At 38.6% G+C, this 17,056-nt stretch carries 13 protein-coding genes; 11 read left to right on the forward strand and 2 right to left on the reverse strand.

Annotated features, from left to right (window positions below; translation table 11 throughout):
- The first annotated feature begins 2 nt into the window (after positions 1-2).
- On the forward strand, positions 3-767 hold the full coding sequence (locus tag BCR25_RS16770; RefSeq protein ID WP_069664761.1) for an ABC transporter ATP-binding protein: 765 nt from the start codon (positions 3-5) through the stop codon (positions 765-767).
- Positions 768-805: 38 nt separating this feature from the next.
- Positions 806-1,813 (forward strand): ABC transporter substrate-binding protein, encoded by a 1,008-nt coding sequence (locus tag BCR25_RS16775; protein ID WP_069664762.1) that lies wholly within the window; start codon positions 806-808, stop codon positions 1,811-1,813.
- 314 nt (positions 1,814-2,127) lie between these two features.
- Here the strand turns inward: BCR25_RS16775 and BCR25_RS16780 are convergent, their stop codons facing one another.
- Positions 2,128-2,646, reverse strand: coding sequence for a LysM peptidoglycan-binding domain-containing protein (locus BCR25_RS16780; RefSeq protein WP_069664763.1), 519 nt, complete (start codon positions 2,644-2,646; stop codon positions 2,128-2,130).
- 367 nt (positions 2,647-3,013) lie between these two features.
- Entirely contained in the window at positions 3,014-4,159 is a 1,146-nt protein-coding gene (locus tag BCR25_RS16785; protein ID WP_069664764.1) for an ROK family transcriptional regulator, read from the reverse strand.
- Positions 4,160-4,297: 138 nt separating this feature from the next.
- Here BCR25_RS16785 and xylA point away from each other — a divergent pair, with 138 nt between their 5' ends.
- The 9 genes from xylA to BCR25_RS16830 all read left to right on the forward strand — a co-directional run bounded on the left by xylA (position 4,298) and on the right by BCR25_RS16830 (position 16,941).
- Complete coding sequence (xylA, locus tag BCR25_RS16790; RefSeq protein ID WP_069664765.1) at positions 4,298-5,605, forward strand: xylose isomerase; 1,308 nt, start codon at positions 4,298-4,300, stop codon at positions 5,603-5,605.
- 20 nt (positions 5,606-5,625) lie between these two features.
- Entirely contained in the window at positions 5,626-6,909 is a 1,284-nt protein-coding gene (locus BCR25_RS16795; protein WP_069664766.1) for an ABC transporter substrate-binding protein, read from the forward strand.
- A 98-nt stretch (positions 6,910-7,007) separates the two neighbouring features.
- Positions 7,008-7,871, forward strand: a complete 864-nt coding sequence (locus BCR25_RS16800) for a carbohydrate ABC transporter permease (protein WP_069664767.1) — start codon at positions 7,008-7,010, stop codon at positions 7,869-7,871.
- The gene (locus BCR25_RS16805) at positions 7,868-8,692 is read left to right on the forward strand and encodes a carbohydrate ABC transporter permease (protein WP_069664768.1); all 825 of its coding nucleotides are present in this window, start codon (positions 7,868-7,870) and stop codon (positions 8,690-8,692) included. Before BCR25_RS16800 ends, BCR25_RS16805 begins: the two co-directional genes overlap by 4 nt.
- A gap of 487 nt (positions 8,693-9,179) precedes the next feature.
- Positions 9,180-11,465 (forward strand): alpha-xylosidase, encoded by a 2,286-nt coding sequence (gene yicI, locus BCR25_RS16810; RefSeq protein WP_069664769.1) that lies wholly within the window; start codon positions 9,180-9,182, stop codon positions 11,463-11,465.
- 16 nt (positions 11,466-11,481) lie between these two features.
- Positions 11,482-12,918: a glycoside hydrolase family 1 protein gene (locus tag BCR25_RS16815; protein ID WP_069664770.1), complete on the forward strand. Its 1,437-nt coding sequence runs from the start codon at positions 11,482-11,484 to the stop codon at positions 12,916-12,918.
- A 167-nt stretch (positions 12,919-13,085) separates the two neighbouring features.
- A complete protein-coding gene (gene xylB, locus BCR25_RS16820) occupies positions 13,086-14,573 on the forward strand; it encodes a xylulokinase (RefSeq protein WP_069664771.1) in 1,488 nt (495 codons plus the stop codon).
- Between the two features lie 20 nt (positions 14,574-14,593).
- Positions 14,594-15,463 carry an ROK family protein gene (locus tag BCR25_RS16825; RefSeq protein ID WP_069664772.1) on the forward strand — a complete coding sequence of 290 codons (870 nt, stop codon included), beginning with the start codon at positions 14,594-14,596 and terminating at the stop codon, positions 15,461-15,463.
- A 146-nt stretch (positions 15,464-15,609) separates the two neighbouring features.
- Positions 15,610-16,941 (forward strand): dihydrolipoyl dehydrogenase family protein, encoded by a 1,332-nt coding sequence (locus tag BCR25_RS16830; protein ID WP_069664773.1) that lies wholly within the window; start codon positions 15,610-15,612, stop codon positions 16,939-16,941.
- The last annotated feature ends 115 nt before the right edge of the window (positions 16,942-17,056 follow it).

The raw sequence follows: 17,056 nt of genomic DNA on the forward strand, positions 1-17,056 counted from the left end.
AAATGGAATTACATGTAAAAGATCTGGCAATTACAATTGGACAAGAAAACATCGTCAAAAGTATTTCCTTTCAAACGCAAAAGCAGCAGTTCGTGGGGATCATAGGAGCAAATGGATGTGGGAAATCGACGATGCTCAAAGGGATTTATAAAGGGATCAAACCGCAGGCAGGTAAAGTTTTCTTAGATGATTTAGACCTTTTATCAGCTTCTGAAAAGAAAGTAGCGCAGCAATTAGGTGTAGTGAATCAATTCAATGAACTGAACTTTGATTTAAGTGTGTTTCAAATGGTGCTCTTAGGACGAACCCCCCATAAGAAATTGCTTGAATCAGATACACAAGCAGATCTAGATATTGTTCATGATGCTTTGGCTAAAACCAATTTGACGGGTTATGCAAATCGGAGTTTTCTGTCGCTGTCTGGTGGAGAAAAACAACGGGTGATTTTAGCGCGGACGATTGCCCAACAACCACAGTATATGATTTTAGACGAGCCAACCAATCATTTGGATATTCGTTATCAATTGGAAATATTGACGTGTGTGAAAAATTTGGGGATCGGTGTGCTGGCAGCGCTCCATGATTTAGAATTAGCGGCGCATTATTGTGATTATGTTTATGCGATGAAAGCTGGAAAAATTATCGCAGAAGGGAAACCGGAAGCCTTATTTACTGCAGAGCTGATTGAAGAAATTTATGAAGTGAAATGTACGATCTATACAAATCCAGTGACAAAGCGTTTAGGCTTTGCCTATTCGTTGGATTAATTTGATTCGTTAAACTATAGATGAAGAGGAAGTTGAAAATGAAGAAGATAGTTATGATTAGTTTGTTAAGTCTAGCGATTGTTACAGGTTGTGGTCAAAAGGAGCAACAATCGTCAACGAAAGAAGCGACTACCGGTTATCCGGTAACCGTCCAAAATTTTTCTAAAGCAGAAGGAGCGGAAACCTGGCAGAAGAAGGAACAAACCTTTGAAAAAGCGCCTGAAAAAGTGTTGGCAAATACTAGACCAGCGGCAGAATTATTACTGCACTTAGGCTTAAAGGATAAAATCACAGGTGTCGGTGCAGTATTTGGGGCACCAGATGCATCAGTTGAAAAAGAATTTGACCAGTTAAATCACTTGTCGACGGATTATATTGGCAAAGAAATGGCATTGAGTGTCGATCCGGATCTTATTTATGGACGCGGTGGTTTGTTTGACAATCAAGACTGGGGTGTGGGTACAGTTGCTGACCTAAATGATATGGGAATCAAGACCTTTGTTTTAAGTTCATCTGTTACAGGAGGCACCTTCGATTCTGTTTATGATGATATTGACCAGTTAGGAAAAGTATTCAACGTTTCAGAAAAAGCAGAGGCATTCAAAAAAGAACTGAAAGATCGCCAAGCAGTGATCGATACGAAAGTAGAAAAAATCAAAGAAAATCGTACTTTTGCCTACATTCACACAACCGATCCCAATGATCTTTATGTATATCCAGCTCATAATGAAACATTTTTCAATGATATTTTTGAGAGGATAAAATTAGAGAATGTTTTTAAAGAGGAAAAGGGCGACGTCAGCATAGAAAAATTAATCGAAACCGATCCAGAAGTATTGATCTTGGCAGATTGGAGTTCTATGAAAGATGGGGTCTCTAGGGAAAAGATGGTGGAAGGAATTTTGAAAAGTCCTAAATTATCAAGTATGCAGGCAATCAAAAATAAACAGGTTTACGCTGTAGATTATAATTATATGTTTGGCTACGGATACCAGTCACTAGATGGTATTGAACAATTAGTTGATGAGATGTATCCAGAAAAATAGACATATGATAAATCGCTATCAAAGAGTTTAGCCAAGAGCTAGGCTCTTTTTTAGTATAAAAATCAGCAACTTTTATTCAATGAAGACTGCTCAATGATAGGGAAAAATGGTTGTAAACTGGGTTTTATAGATAACTGTTGATCGCTAGAAAAGCGGTTGTTATCCATACCATAAAATTACAAAATCAGTCTATAATTTAGAGGATAAGCTAAAAAAAAGGAGTTGAACAAATGGCACATCAGTGTTGTTTGTTCAGCTCCTTAAGTCCGCAGAAATCAGACTTGTGTAATTACCTAAATTATGTAGGGGAAATATTACTGTAAAGATAGTACTTGACCGATATAAACAGTTGCATCTGTCAAATTATTTTTGGCCATTAACTCTTGAAGTGATAGGTTGTTCTTTTCTGCGATTACAGAAAGTGTGTCGCCAGATTGCACCGTATACGTGCTCGCAACTGGTTCTGCTGCTTGTGCGGTAGTCGTTGACGAAGGCGTTGTTTGTGTTTGGTTTTGCTGCGTCGAGCTTTCTGTGGTAGAAGAGCTTGATTGCTGTGTTTGGCTTTCTTGAGTAGTGCTTGGTCTTGTTAGGACGTTCTCTTCTGTATTGTCAGAGATAATAGTTGCTCTGTTTGAGTTTTGATCAAGTTGGCTAACTTGTTTTTCGATACTGCTGAATCGTTCTTCATTTTTTGAATTTTCCTGAAAATTCATAAACAACAAAATTGCCAATGCGGCTGTATTTATGAATAATAATAAAATAACAAAGGATAGCCATTTTTTCGAGGTTGGATTTGGTCGTTGTTGTTTACGTCGTGTGTATTCTTCTTCCAAGTTACGTTCATTCCTTTCAGCATTTGATTAATTTAAAAAGCGTAAAACAAAGCAATAATAGTATATCATACTATTGTGACAGGCTCAAAGCAGATTTTTTTCTTTTATGAGCATAGCTAATTAAAAAGATCATCAACGAAAAATAAAAAAACGAATAATTTGAAAAAAAGTTCATTTTTATTTTGTTAAAAATCTGTTTTTGTCCATTTAATTTTAATGATTGTCATTTAATTGTTTTTAATCATTTTTTAGTTGGGTTTATTTTCTTTATGAAAAATAAAATAAAAGATTGTTCGCCAGAAAAATATCAACACTGTACATGATGAGATCGTTCTGAAAAGCAATCTTTTATTCTAGTTAACAGGTTTTATGAATGAAACTTCAACTCTTTGATGTTTAAGAAATTCTGACAACATAAGGCAATACCGCCATAAAGTGTTGCTTGACTGCCTAAATCACTATTTTGAATCAATACTTTTCTAGCAATGCGACTGGTTAAGTGTTTTTCGATCACAGAAAGTAAGGCGGGGCTATTGCGATAAATAGAACTGTTGATAACGACAACTTCAGGATCGTAAACAGCGATGATATTATTAATACCCACACTTAATAGAAATGCATTGTTTTTAAGTTCTTGTAAGGTTTCTTCATCGTTGTTGTCGATTAATTCCTTCACAATAGCGGAATCTACATAATCGAGCTTTTTAACAGCGGCTAAGGTTTCATATAACACAGAGTTTGAGGCATATTGCTCTAAGCAGCCATGATTGCCGCAGGGACATTGTTTGCCATTTGGATATAAAATCGAATGACCGATTTCACCCGCTTCACCATATTGCCCCTTACTTAACACCCCATGATCCACGATGCCTGCGCCGATACCGCTATGAATACTTAAACTGACCAATGTTTTTGAGTCTAAGGAAAAAACATATTCGCCTAGAGCTGCAAGGTTTGCTTCATTTTCTATAAAAATTGGATACTCATAACGGGCAGTAAGTTCTTGATAAAGGTCGAGCGTGTCCAGATCATAGTATGGAGTAAAAACAATTTTATTTTCATTGACGATGCCATGAACAGCAACGCATAATCCTACCACCTCAACAGCGACAGCCTTACTTAATTCATTGATTGCTTGTTCTAATAAAGGCAGAACGGTTTTGGCATCAACTGTGATTCGCTTTTTCTGTAAGGATACAACTTCTGTTCCATCAAGATATGCAAGAGTGCCCTTTAAATAATCGATCCCAATATCAAAGGATAAAATCCCAGCAGCTTTTGGGTTGAACTGAAGCATGATCGGCTTACGTCCACCTTGAGTACCGGCAGAACCGATCCCAGTTTCAAAAATCAAGCCATCATCCAACAGTGTTTTCGTAATGGAAGAAACGGAGGCTTTGTTTAAGCCAGTCAACGTGGACAGTTCCGCTCGGGAGATATTCTTATGATCAATGATGCCTTTTAAAATGAGTGATTCATTTTGTTCTCTTATTTTATATTTGTTTATAATCAATGGATCCACCTCTTTAGTAAATATAATAATTTTTTTGAAAGCGCTTGACAACTAATTTCGAATGTTTTATATTCTTTATGTAAGTTAGTTTAACTTACTAACTAACTATAAGCAAGTCATTTATTGGGAGGAATTTGAATGAATTATTTTCCACAAGTAGAAAAAGTTGCCTATGAAGGTCCTGAAACAAAGAATATGTTTGCCTTTCGTCATTATCAAGCAGATGAAATGGTTATGGGAAAAACAATGAAAGAACAATTACGTTTTGCTGTTGCATACTGGCATACAATGACACAAGATGGTGCAGATCCTTTTGGGAAACCTGTGAATATTCGGACTTGGGAAACCAGCGATCCAATGGAAACTGCTAAAAACAGAGTGGAGGCGTTTTTCGAATTACTCGTGAAATTAGATGTAGAATACTTCTGTTTCCATGATGTTGATATTGCTCCAACTGGTAATTCATTGGAAGAATTTTTCGCCAATATTGACGAGATTACCGATTTGATTCAAGTGAAAATGAAGGAAACAGGAATTAAATTATTGTGGAACACAGCAAATATGTTTTCTGATCCCCGGTACACAAATGGCGCAGCTTCATCGAATAATGCTGAGGTTTTTGCCTATGCTGCAGCCCAAGTCAAAAAAGGCTTGGACATCAGTAAAAAACTTGGTGGAGAAAACTATGTCTTCTGGGGCGGACGTGAAGGCTATGAATCATTATTAAATACAGATATGAAGCTGGAACAAGATAATATTGCTCGTCTATTTAAAATGGCGATTGCCTATACAAAAGAAATCGATCATAAGGTTCAATTTTTGATCGAGCCAAAACCAAAAGAGCCGACCAAACATCAATATGATTTTGATGCAGCAACAGCGATGGCCTTTTTACAAAAGTATGATTTAACCAATGACTTTAAGCTAAATCTGGAAGCAAACCATGCCACACTTGCTGGTCACACCTTTGAACATGAATTAACAGTTGCACGTTGTTATGATGCGCTCGGCTCGATCGATGCCAATCAAGGCGATATGCTTTTAGGTTGGGACACAGATGAGTTTCCGACAAATATCTATGATACAACCTTAGCGATGTACGAAATTTTGGAAAATGGTGGGATTGCACCTGGCGGCATCAACTTTGATTCAAAAGTGCGCCGTTCTTCCTTTGAAATGGAAGACCTTTTATTAGCGCATATCGCTGGTATGGATACATTTGCTCGTGGGTTGAAAGCGGCGGCGAAGTTAAAAGAAGATCGTTTCTTCGATGATTTAAAAGAACAACGCTATGCTTCTTATCAATCAGGTATCGGAGCCAAAATCCTTGATGATCAAGAAACACTTGAAAGTTTAACTGAATATGCACTGGCACATGATGATGTTCGTTTGGAGTCTAGTCACTTGGAGTATGTGAAATCACGTTTGAATGACTATTTAGTCTAAAAAAGAGGGAGCGAGATAAAATGAAAGCTAGTAAACGTATTCTTTCAGTAACTGTTTTGACAGCGGTCGGTTTATTGTTAGGGGCATGTGGCGGCGGCAGTAGCTCGGGATCAAAAGATGCTACAACAGTGGACGTTTTTAATATTAAAGTAGAAACAAAAGATCAGTTAGATGAATTGGCGAAAAAATATGAAGAAACGCATGATGGTGTCAAAATCAATGTGACAACAGTAGGTGGCGGCCAGGATGCGAATGCTGCACTGCAATCGAAGTTTTCTTCTGGAGATGAACCCAGTGTTTTTCTTTTAGGCGGTTTAGCTGATGTGGAAAAATGGGGAGATAGTTTAGCTGACTTAAGTGATACAAAACTTGCTGAAAATGCGATCGAAGGAACGTTAGACGGTGCAACAAAAGATGGAAAAGTCTATGGCTTACCAATGAATATTGAAGGATTCGGCTTCTTGATCAATAAGGAATTGTTCAAAAAAGCGGGCGTTGATGTAGATGAAATCAAGTCCTATCAAGATTTTGAAAAAGCGGTCAAAACCTTAGATAGTAAAAAAGATGACTTAGAAATGAAAGCGGTTTTTGGATTTAGTGCAAAAGAATTCTGGGTCGTTAGTCAATACAGTGCGCATTTTACATCACCTGAGTTTGACGATAGTCTGCAAACAATTTATGATGCAAAAACGATCGATTTCACCTATGGCGATCAATTTCAAAAATACACAGATTTAATCAATAAATATAATGTACAACCGATTTTATCATTGGATTATAGTACTTCTGTTGAAGAAGATTTTGCCAATGACCAAGTAGCGATCGTGCATCAGGGAAACTGGATCGTTCCAACGTTAAATAGTTTAGATCCAGAATTTACACAAGATAAATTAGGCATTCTACCTTTATATGTAAAAGACGATACGGATGGGAAAATCGCAGCGGGTGCTCCGTGGTATTGGGGTGTGAATAAAAACAAAGACGAGAAAGTTGTAGAAGCGAGTAAGGACTTCTTAGAATGGTTATATACCGATAAAGAGGCAATGAAAGCCGTGACAGATGAAATGGAATTTATTCCAGCCTATACAAACTTCTCTTCGGATGCAATCAGTGATCCGACGTCGAAACAGATTTTTGATTATCTTTCTGATGGAAAAGTCGTTCCGTGGGCGCATAATCAATATCCAGATGGCTTCTCTCAAACGCAATTTTACCCAGAGTTCCAAAAATATTTGAATGGTGATATTAGTTGGGATGAAGTGTTAACAAAAGGCAAAGAAGCGTGGGCAAGTGATCGTAAATAGAAACTAGTCAGCTAGGTCAAGTTTAGATAGTAAGTACGACAAAAGTCATTTATCCGGCTTTTGTCAGTACTTCTTATCGCATAGGGAGGGAAATCGTTATGAGCAATAAGTCAAAATCTTTTTGGCTATTTTTAGCTCCCAGTTTAATAGGAATGGCAGTCGTTTTATTTATTCCGTTGATTACTGGGGCGTATTATTCAATGACTGACTGGAATGGAATCAAAGTCGATCAATTTTTGGGTTTAGATAATTATATTCGAGCATTTCAAGATGAACGTTTTCTTAGCAGTATTTGGTTTACGACTAAATTTTCTGTAGTAGCTATCTTGTTAGTGAATGTGATTGGTTTGGGTCTGGCGTTGTTGGTGACTCAAAAAGCAGATAAATTGAATAACCTGTTTCGAACGGTTTTCTTTATGCCGAATTTGATTGGCGGGATTATTTTAGGATTTATTTGGCAGTTTATTTTTATCAAGGCTTTTTCTGCGATCGGAGATGCAACGGGGATCGAGTTTTTCAAAGGCTGGCTGTCAACAACGAACACTGGTTTTTGGGGCTTGGTGATTCTATTTGTCTGGCAAATGAGCGGATATATCATGATCATCTATATTTCGTTTATCAACAATATTCCAGATGAAATGATCGAAGCCGCAGAGATCGATGGTGCGACAGCTTGGCAAACATTTTGGAAAATCAAATTTCCGATGCTGGCTCCAGCGTTTACAGTTAGCTTATTTTTAACGCTGTCTAATGCATTTAAGATTTATGACCAAAATTTGGCTTTGACTGCAGGCGGTCCATTTGATTCAACACAAATGGTGGCAATGAATATCGTTAACGAAGCGTTTGCTGTAAGAAATATGGGCTATGCGCAAGCGAAGGCAGTCATTTTCTTGGTAATCATCGCTGTGATTTCAGTTGTTCAAATCAGTATCACTAGAAAGCGGGAGGTTGACCTATGAGAAAGCAAAAACAAAGAAAAGCACTTTGGATCAAGCTTATCGGTATTGGGCTGACGCTTTTATGGTTGTATCCATTTTATTTGATCGTAGTGAATTCATTCAAAACAAAATCAGAAATCTTTAAAAACACGTTGAGTGTTCCGCAGAATTTTACAACAGAAAATTATCCAGTTGCTTTTGAAAAATTGGACTTTTTCAGAAGCGCATTGAATTCTGTTTTGATTACAGGGATTTCATTATTTGTGATTGTCGTTTGTACGTCGATGGCAGCCTATGCGTTATCTCGCAATAAAAGTAAGCTAAGCAATTCCTTGTATTTTGTGATTGCGATCGGTTTATTGATTCCGTTTCAAGCGATCATGATTCCACTGGTTTCTTTCTTTGGCAAGGCAAATATGCTGAACCGTCCTGGACTGGTTATCATGTATCTTGGGTTAGCCAGTAGTATGGCGATTTTCCTATATTTTGGCGCATTGAGGAGCATACCGCAGTCGTTAGATGAAGCGGCGACGATCGATGGTGCGTCTAAATTTCAAATCTATTGGTATATTATTTTGCCCTTGTTAAAACCAACCACAGTGACAGTAATCGTTTTAAATGCGATCTGGTTCTGGAATGACTACTTACTGCCATCATTGGTGATCAATAAAGAAGGGATGTACACGATTCCGTTGAAGATGTTCTATTTCTTCGGACAATATTCAAAACAATGGCACTTAGCACTAGCAGCATTGTTTATTGCGATCATTCCGATTATCATTCTTTACGTGTTCTTGCAAAAGTATATCATCAAAGGAATTTCGGATGGTGCGGTGAAATAGAGAGAGTTTTGCTGAGAAACATGCCAAGAAATACAACGAAGTGATGAGTTGCTATTGATTGGTACAAGATGACTGAAAGGAAAGTTGCTTCCATTCGGTCCGTTAGCTGATGTTGAACAGTACAAGATTTTCGCAAGAAAGTGTTGCTCATTAGTATTATCTAGTTGCATGAGCCAGTCTCTCGGAAAAAAGATAAAAATGAATTGTGACAAAAAGCGTCACCCTTCATTTTTCCTATTTTTCAGTCGAGACTAAGCAGGCTCATTCCGCTATTGCTGTGAAACACAGTGAAAGAATTTGAGCTGATGTAGAACAGTACAAGGTGGAGTGAAACGGAACGTTGTTACCTATTAATTATCCAGCTGCACAAATCAATCCTTAGGAAAATAGAGAAATTGTCAGTGAGACAAAGAACGTCACAATGACAATTTCCTAATTTTCTACAGGATTAAACGATTTGTTCCGCTTTTATAGTCAGGAGGAAATTATGAAGTTTACAGATGGTTATTGGATGACAAAAGAGGGGTTTACGATTCAGTCTCCTAAGGAAGTTTTTTCCGTTCAAAAGAATCGTGAGTCACTTGTTTTATATGCGCCGTATAAAAAAATCGAACGGCGTGGAGATACATTGAATTTAGGCATGAGTACAGTCACGTTATCTAGTCCTCAATCGGATATGATTTCAGTGAAAATTGTTCATCATGAAAAAAATGATCCTGGACCAAATTTTGAATTGACAAAGACAGAGGTTCAGCCAATTATTGAGGAAACGACTGAACAAGTCACGTTTACTTCTGGTAAGCTGCGTGTATCAGCTGCTTTGAATGATAAATTTAGTTTGCGCTTTTTTGGCGATGAACAGTTATTAACAGAATCAAAATTCGGTGCCCAAGGAGAGATTACTCATGTAGAAGGTAAGCATTATATGAGAGAGCAATTGTCTTTAGGGATTGATGAACAGCTTTATGGGCTGGGTGAACGTTTTACGCCATTTATAAAAAATGGACAGACAGTCGATATATGGAACGAAGATGGAGGCACTGGCAGTGAGCAGGCGTACAAAAATATTCCTTTTTACTTAAGCAGTAATGGGTATGGTGTCTTCGTCAATCATCCTGAAAAAGTTTCCTTTGAAATGGCATCTGAAAATGTATCAAGAGCACAGTTTAGCGTAGAAGGGGAAGCGCTGGAATATATCATTATTTATGGTCCAACACCCAAAGAAATTTTAGAGAAATATACAAACTTGACAGGAAAACCAGCATTACCGCCAGCATGGTCGTTTGGCTTGTGGTTGTCGACATCGTTCACAACGGACTATAGTGAACAAACAGTAATGAAGTTTATCGATGGCATGTTGGAACGAGATATCCCTCTAGAAGTGTTTCATTTCGATTGCTTTTGGATGAAGGCTTTCGAATGGTGTAATTTCAAATGGGATGAAGAATTATTCCCAGATCCTAAAGGCATGCTGCAGCGAATTCATGAAAAAGGGATCAACGTATGTGTGTGGATCAATCCTTATATTGGTCAAAAATCTCCGTTGTTTGAGGAAGGAAGAAAAAATGGTTACTTCTTAAAACAGGCAGATGGCAATGTGTGGCAATGGGATATGTGGCAGGCTGGTCAAGGGATCGTTGATTTTACAAATCCAGAAGCAGTCAAATGGTATCAAGGCTACTTATCAGAATTGTTGGATATGGGTGTTGACAGTTTTAAAACAGATTTCGGGGAACGTATACCGACAGATGCCGTTTACTATGATGGATCAGATCCTGAAAAAGCCCATAATTATTACAGTTATTTATACAATGAAGCGGTTTTCTCACTATTAGAAGAAAAAAGAGGGAAAAATGAGGCTGTTTTATTCGCTCGTTCTGGCACTGTAGGTTCACAAAAATTCCCAGTACATTGGGGTGGCGATAATTTATCAGAGTACGTATCGATGACAGAAACGTTGCGCGGCGGGTTATCCTTCTTGTTATCCGGCTTTGGCTTTTGGAGTCATGATATTGGCGGTTTTGAAGAAAATGCTTCTGCAGATATTTATAAGCGCTGGACACAGTTTGGTTTACTTTCAACGCATAGCCGTTACCACGGAAATATCGAATACCGGGTTCCTTGGAATTACGATGAAGAAGCAGTTTCAGTGACAAGAAAATTCACGAAGCTGAAAGTTCAATTGATGCCTTATCTTTATCAACAAGCAGTGTATACTGCAACAACAGGCATACCGATGATGCGTCCTGTCTTTATGGAATATCCAGAAGATCGCAACAGTTATTTTGTCGATAAACAATACTTTTTAGGTGATAATTTACTAGTAGCTCCTGTTTTTACAGAAACTGGTGAAGTCTCTTATTATCTGCCAGAGGGAAAATGGACTCAGTTGTTGGATCATTCGTTTAAAGCAGTTGATAAACATGGCCAATGGCAAACAGAGCAGCATGATTATTTAAGTCTGCCGGTTTGGGTCAAAGAAAATACCATTTTAGTCATTGCCAAAAATGAACATCAAAGTGTCGTTTATGACTATAACAAGGATCTTGAGATTCATTGTTATCAACTAACAAATGGAACCCATGAACAACTTATTGTAAATAGTAGTGGAAATCCTCTTGCTAAGATTATAATAGAGAAGGATAATAAACATGTGATGATTCGTACCGAAGGATTGATCGGAGAAAATGACGTGTACATCCACGACAATGACCGCGTGATCCAGCATAAGCTAGAACAGTCTGAGCAAAAACTGGTGATCGACGCGGAATAAAACTGGAGGCAATAAGATGGAGCATAAACAACTAGATCAGTTTCCAACAAATTTTTTATGGGGATCCGCATCCGCCGCGTATCAAGTAGAAGGCGCTTGGCAGGAAGATGGCAAAGGCGTTTCTGTGTGGGATGAATTCGTTCGTATTCCTGGCAAAACGTTTAAAGGAACGAACGGCGATGTTGCAGTCGATCATTACCATCGTTATAAAGAAGATGTTGCGTTGATGAAAGAGCAAGGCTTGAAAGCGTATCGTTTTTCTGTAGCTTGGACACGGATTTTCCCTAATGGACGGGGGGAAATCAATCAAAAAGGACTGCAATTTTATATCGATTTGGTCGATGAATTGATCGCTAATCAGATCGAGCCGGTTTTGACATTGTATCATTGGGATTTACCGCAAGCACTGCAAGATGAATACAAAGGCTGGGAATCAAGAAAAATTGTGGACGATTTTACTAATTATGCAGTGACATTGTTTGAAGCGTTACGCGGCAAAGTCAAGTATTGGGTTAGTTTAAATGAACAGAATATCTTTATCAGTCATGGCTATTTAATGGCGTCACATCCGCCTGCAGTCAGTGATCCTAAACGAATGTATCAGGCAAATCACTATGCCAATCTAGCAAATGCTTCTGTGATCAAAAAATTCCATGAAATGGAAATGCCAGGGCAAATTGGACCAAGCTTTGCCTATGGTCCAAACTATTCTTTCAATAGCGATCCGAAAAATGTTTTAGCTGCAGAAGATGCGGAAGATTTAAATGCTCATTTTTGGATGGATGTTTATTTGTTTGGAAAGTATCCGATTTCCGCACTGAAAATGCTGAAAGAACAAGGCATAGCCCCAGTTATAGAAGCTGGCGATGAAGAGCTGTTAGCAGCAGGAAAACCTGACTTTTTAGGAATCAATTACTATCAAACGAATACAGTCGTTTTCAATCCGCTCGACGGAGTTGGTATGGGTAAAATGAATACGACAGGCGAAAAAGGATCAACTGAAGAATCTGGCGTGCCCGGTGTCTTTAAACGTGTCGAAAATCCATTTGTTGAACGAACAAACTGGGACTGGGAAATCGATCCGCAAGGCTTGAGAGTCGGACTTAGAAGAATCACTAGTCGATACCGCATCCCAGTTCTAATCACTGAAAATGGTCTTGGTGAATACGATAAACTAACGGAAGACAAAGAAATCCATGATGATTATCGTATCGACTATTTAAATGGTCACATCCATGCGATCAAAGAGGCGATCACAGATGGCGTAGAGGTTTTAGGCTATTGCACGTGGTCATATACCGATTTATTGAGCTGGCTGAATGGCTATCAAAAACGTTATGGTTTTGTCTATGTGGAACAAGACGAGAATCAAGATGGGACTTTGAATCGTTATAAAAAAGACAGCTTCTACTGGTATCAAAAAGTAATCAGTGAAAATGGCGCAAACGTATAAACGCTGTTAGCAAATAAACAGCTAAACGAACGACTGTTGAGCGAGACAAAAGTGTTTAGCTCCGAGAAATAGCAAGAAAATCACAAAAATTTGAAGAACAAATTTGGTGAGTTTCTTGCTATTTTTACAATGAAATGTAAACGTTATTATAAAATGAGGTGAATCAAATGTCCTATGTGATCGGTATAGATTTAGGAACAGGATCAGTCAAAGGATTGGTTGTGGATCGAAACGGCAAGGTGATTTTAGAGGCCGCAGAAAATTATCCGTTGCATCATCCAGAAAAAGGCTACAGCGAGCAAGACCCAGCGGATTGGATAAAAGGAACTAAGCTTGTTTTGAAGCAGTTGATCGAAACAATGCCAGAATTGAAAGAGCGATTGAGCGGTATCAGTTTTTCGGGTCAAATGCATAGTTTAGTTTTACTTGACCAACAAGATCAGCCGCTAAGAAACGCTATTTTATGGAATGATGTAAGAACGACAAAGCAATGTGAGGAAATCTCTGAAACTTTAGGCGATCGACTGATCGATAAAACAAAAAATTTAGCTTTGGAAGGTTTTACATTGCCCAAGCTGTTGTGGGTTAAAGAACATGAACCTGATATTTGGAAGAAAGCAGCTCATTTTTTACTGCCTAAAGATTATCTTTCATTTTGGCTGACAGGGAACAAGCAGATGGAACGTTCAGATGCTGCCGGAACCTTGCTGTTAAATGTGATGGAGCAGGAGTGGGATCTTGAGATTGCAGATGCATTTGGGATTGCTCGTGAATTGTTGCCAACCTTGACGGCTTCGATTGATAAGGTTGGAACGGTCAGAAAATCAGTGTGTGAGGAATTAGGAATCGAGGGAAACGTAGCGGTTTTTGCTGGTGGAGCTGACAATGCCTGTGCAGCTCTTGGTGCGGGAATCGTTGATCAGAATCGTGGGTTGTGTAGTATTGGAACTTCAGGTGTTTTTTTGGCCTATGAAGGCACGCATGAACAAAACTATCAAGGAAAGTTACACTTTTTCAATCATGTGATTCCTAATAGTTACTATTCAATGGGCGTGACCTTGGCTGCAGGTCAAAGCCTAACGTGGTTCAAAGAGACATTCGCACCACAAATGTCTTTTGATGCATTGATCCAAGAAGCCTCAAAAAGTCCACTTGGTTCAAATGGATTATTATTTACCCCCTATATCATGGGCGAACGAACACCTCATGTGGATAGTCAAGTTAGAGGCAGCTTTATCGGATTGGATGCTGGGCAAAAGCTCAACGATTTTACGAGAGCAGTAATAGAAGGAATCACTTTTTCTTTAAAAGATGCCCAAGTATTGATGGAAGGGATTGCAGGAAAGCAATTTGAAGAAATCGTTTCTGTTGGCGGCGGTGCAAAGAGTGATCTGTGGCTGCAGATTCAAGCAGATATTTTCAATACGAAAATTAGTACGTTGAAAACCGAACAAGGTCCAGGACTTGGTGCAGCGATGATTGCGGCTGTAGGGTGCGGGTGGTTCAATACATTAGAAGAATGCGCAAAAGCTTTTGTTGTTTATGAAAAAGAATACTATCCGCAAAAATCGGCCGTAGAAAAATACCAACAGCTTTATCAGTTATACCAACAAGTTTATCCACAAACAAAAGAACTTTGTCATCAATTAAAATAACTCAGTCTGGAGATGAAAAAATGAATGTATTGGCTTTTGATATTGGTGGAAGCTCGGTAAAATATGGGCTTTGGCATAATGAGCAGTTAACCGAACAGGACGCTTTTCCACTACCAAAAACCTGGGCTGAAATGAAAATAGTGCTAAAACAGATTTTTGAGCAAAAAAGTCAATTAATGACTTTATCAGGTGTTGCATTTAGCGCACCTGGCGTTGTGGACGATCAAAAAGGAGAAGTTCGCGGCGTTAGTGCAGTTCCTTATATTCACCATTTTCCGATCAAAAAAGAATTAGAGGAATTGTTTGGTGTCCCTGTTTCGATGGAAAATGACGCAAATTGTGCTGCTCTAGCAGAAGTTTGGCAAGGCGCTGCGAAAGATGTGCCACATTCAATTTTCTTTGTGATCGGCACAGGGATTGGCGGAGCGGTGATTATTGACCGTAAACTTTTTAAAGGCAGAAATCTGTTTGGCGGTGAGTTTGGTTATATGGCATTAAACGAAAGCGCATCGTTAAGTGAGTTAGGCAGTTCAGTGAAAATCGTAAAAAAATACAATCAAATTCATGGAACAGAAATTGACGGAAAAGAATTATTTGCACGCGCTGAGCAAAAGGATCCATTGGCGTTTCAGTTAGTCGAGCAATTCTATGCAGCGATTGCAAGAGGAATTTATAATCTATTGATTTGTTTTGATCCTGGAAGAATCGTTCTTGGTGGTGGAGTTTCTAAAAATGAACAATTGCTGTCAAACATTCAACAGCATTTAGACCGCATTTTACTGGAACATGCTGTGACGGAGATGAAGTATGAAATGGTTTCTTGTCAATTTGGCAATGATGCCAACTTGATTGGTGCGGTGTATCATTTTATTGAGCAGTATTCAAAATAAAAAAATCGTTCGTCAGCAGTCATCCAAGCTGTTCGAACGATTTTTATTAGTTTAATGAACGTCCTTTTACATGTGCTCTTTTCCTCCCTCTGTTATAATCAACTCATACTATGCATGAGACTTGATGATAGAGAGAAGGAATTTTCATGGGAAAATTTGATGTAATCATTATCGGTAGTGGTCCAGGTGGAATGGCTGCGGCCTATGATCTAGCTGCAGCAGAGAAAAAAGTTGCAGTCGTTGAAGCAGATCTTTGGGGCGGAACGTGTCCAAACCGCGGCTGTGATCCTAAGAAAGTATTGTATGGAGCGGTTGAAGCACAAGATGCTGTGCGGCAACTTGAAACGCACGGTTTTTCTACTGTTCCAAAGATTAATTGGGATGAATTGATGGCATACAAAGAAACCTTCACTCAACCTGTTCCAACGCAACAAAAAGATGGCTTAAAACAAGCTGGGGTCCAAACTATTTATGGTTCTGCTGCTTTTAAAGACAAGCATACGATCATTGTTGAAAATCAAGAGTATCAAGCAGACACATTCATTTTAGCGACGGGTCAACGACCAGCAATTTTAGAAATTCCCGGTAAGGAATATTTTGATACTAGTACGGAATTCCTAAGCATGAAAGAGTTGCCTAAGACCATGATTTTTGTTGGCGGCGGTTATATTTCCTTGGAGCTGGCGAATATTGCCAATAGCTGCGGCAGCGAAGTTCATTTATTGCATCATAATGATCGACCGCTAAAAGGATTTGATGAAGAGCTGACAGCCGATTTGATCGACCAGTTAGAAGCTCGTGGCATTCATTTTCACTTTAATGAATCGGCAAAACAAATCGTGAAAAAAGAAACCCAACTTGAAGTACAGTTAACAAGTGGTAACACAATGCTTGTGGATCGTGTTTTTTGTGCCACAGGAAGAATACCCAATGTTGAAGCACTAAACTTGGAAGAAATCGGTGTGGAGTATAGCCCAAAAGGAATCATTGTCAATGACTATCTTCAAACGAGTGTAGAGAATATTTATGCTTTAGGAGATTGTCTGCAAAAAGCACTGCCCAAATTAACACCGGTTTCCAGCTTTGAAGGCAGTTACTTAGCTGATCGAATAGGGAAAAATAAAGTAGAAAAAATCGTCTACCCAGTTATACCCACGATTATTTTCAGCTCACCCAAGCTGGCTCAAGTTGGCTTGACCGATCAGAGAACGATAGATACGAATAAATTTGATGTTCAAGTTTTGGATTTATCACAATGGTTTACGTACAAACGCGTTAATGAACCATTAGTCAAAGCGAAAATGGTCATAGAAAAAGCTACAGGACTTTTAGCTGGCGCTTCCGTTCTAGGGAACGAAGCAGATCAGTTGGTCAATCTTTTCACAGTGATGATCAATCAAAAGATACCAGCAGAAAAAATCAATCAGCTGATCATGCTGTACCCAACAGTCGGAAGTGATTTAAGCTATTTATATTAGGAATAGTAACAGCTACAAGAAACAAGACGGTGCTTACTGCACTCGTAACGAGCGTGTATCCTTGACGAAAATTTAGGAACTGACTAGTATTTAAGAAAAGGACAATTGGAGGTTC

Source organism: Enterococcus termitis (assembly GCF_001730305.1).
In the GTDB taxonomy this organism is placed as follows: domain Bacteria; phylum Bacillota; class Bacilli; order Lactobacillales; family Enterococcaceae; genus Enterococcus_L; species Enterococcus_L termitis.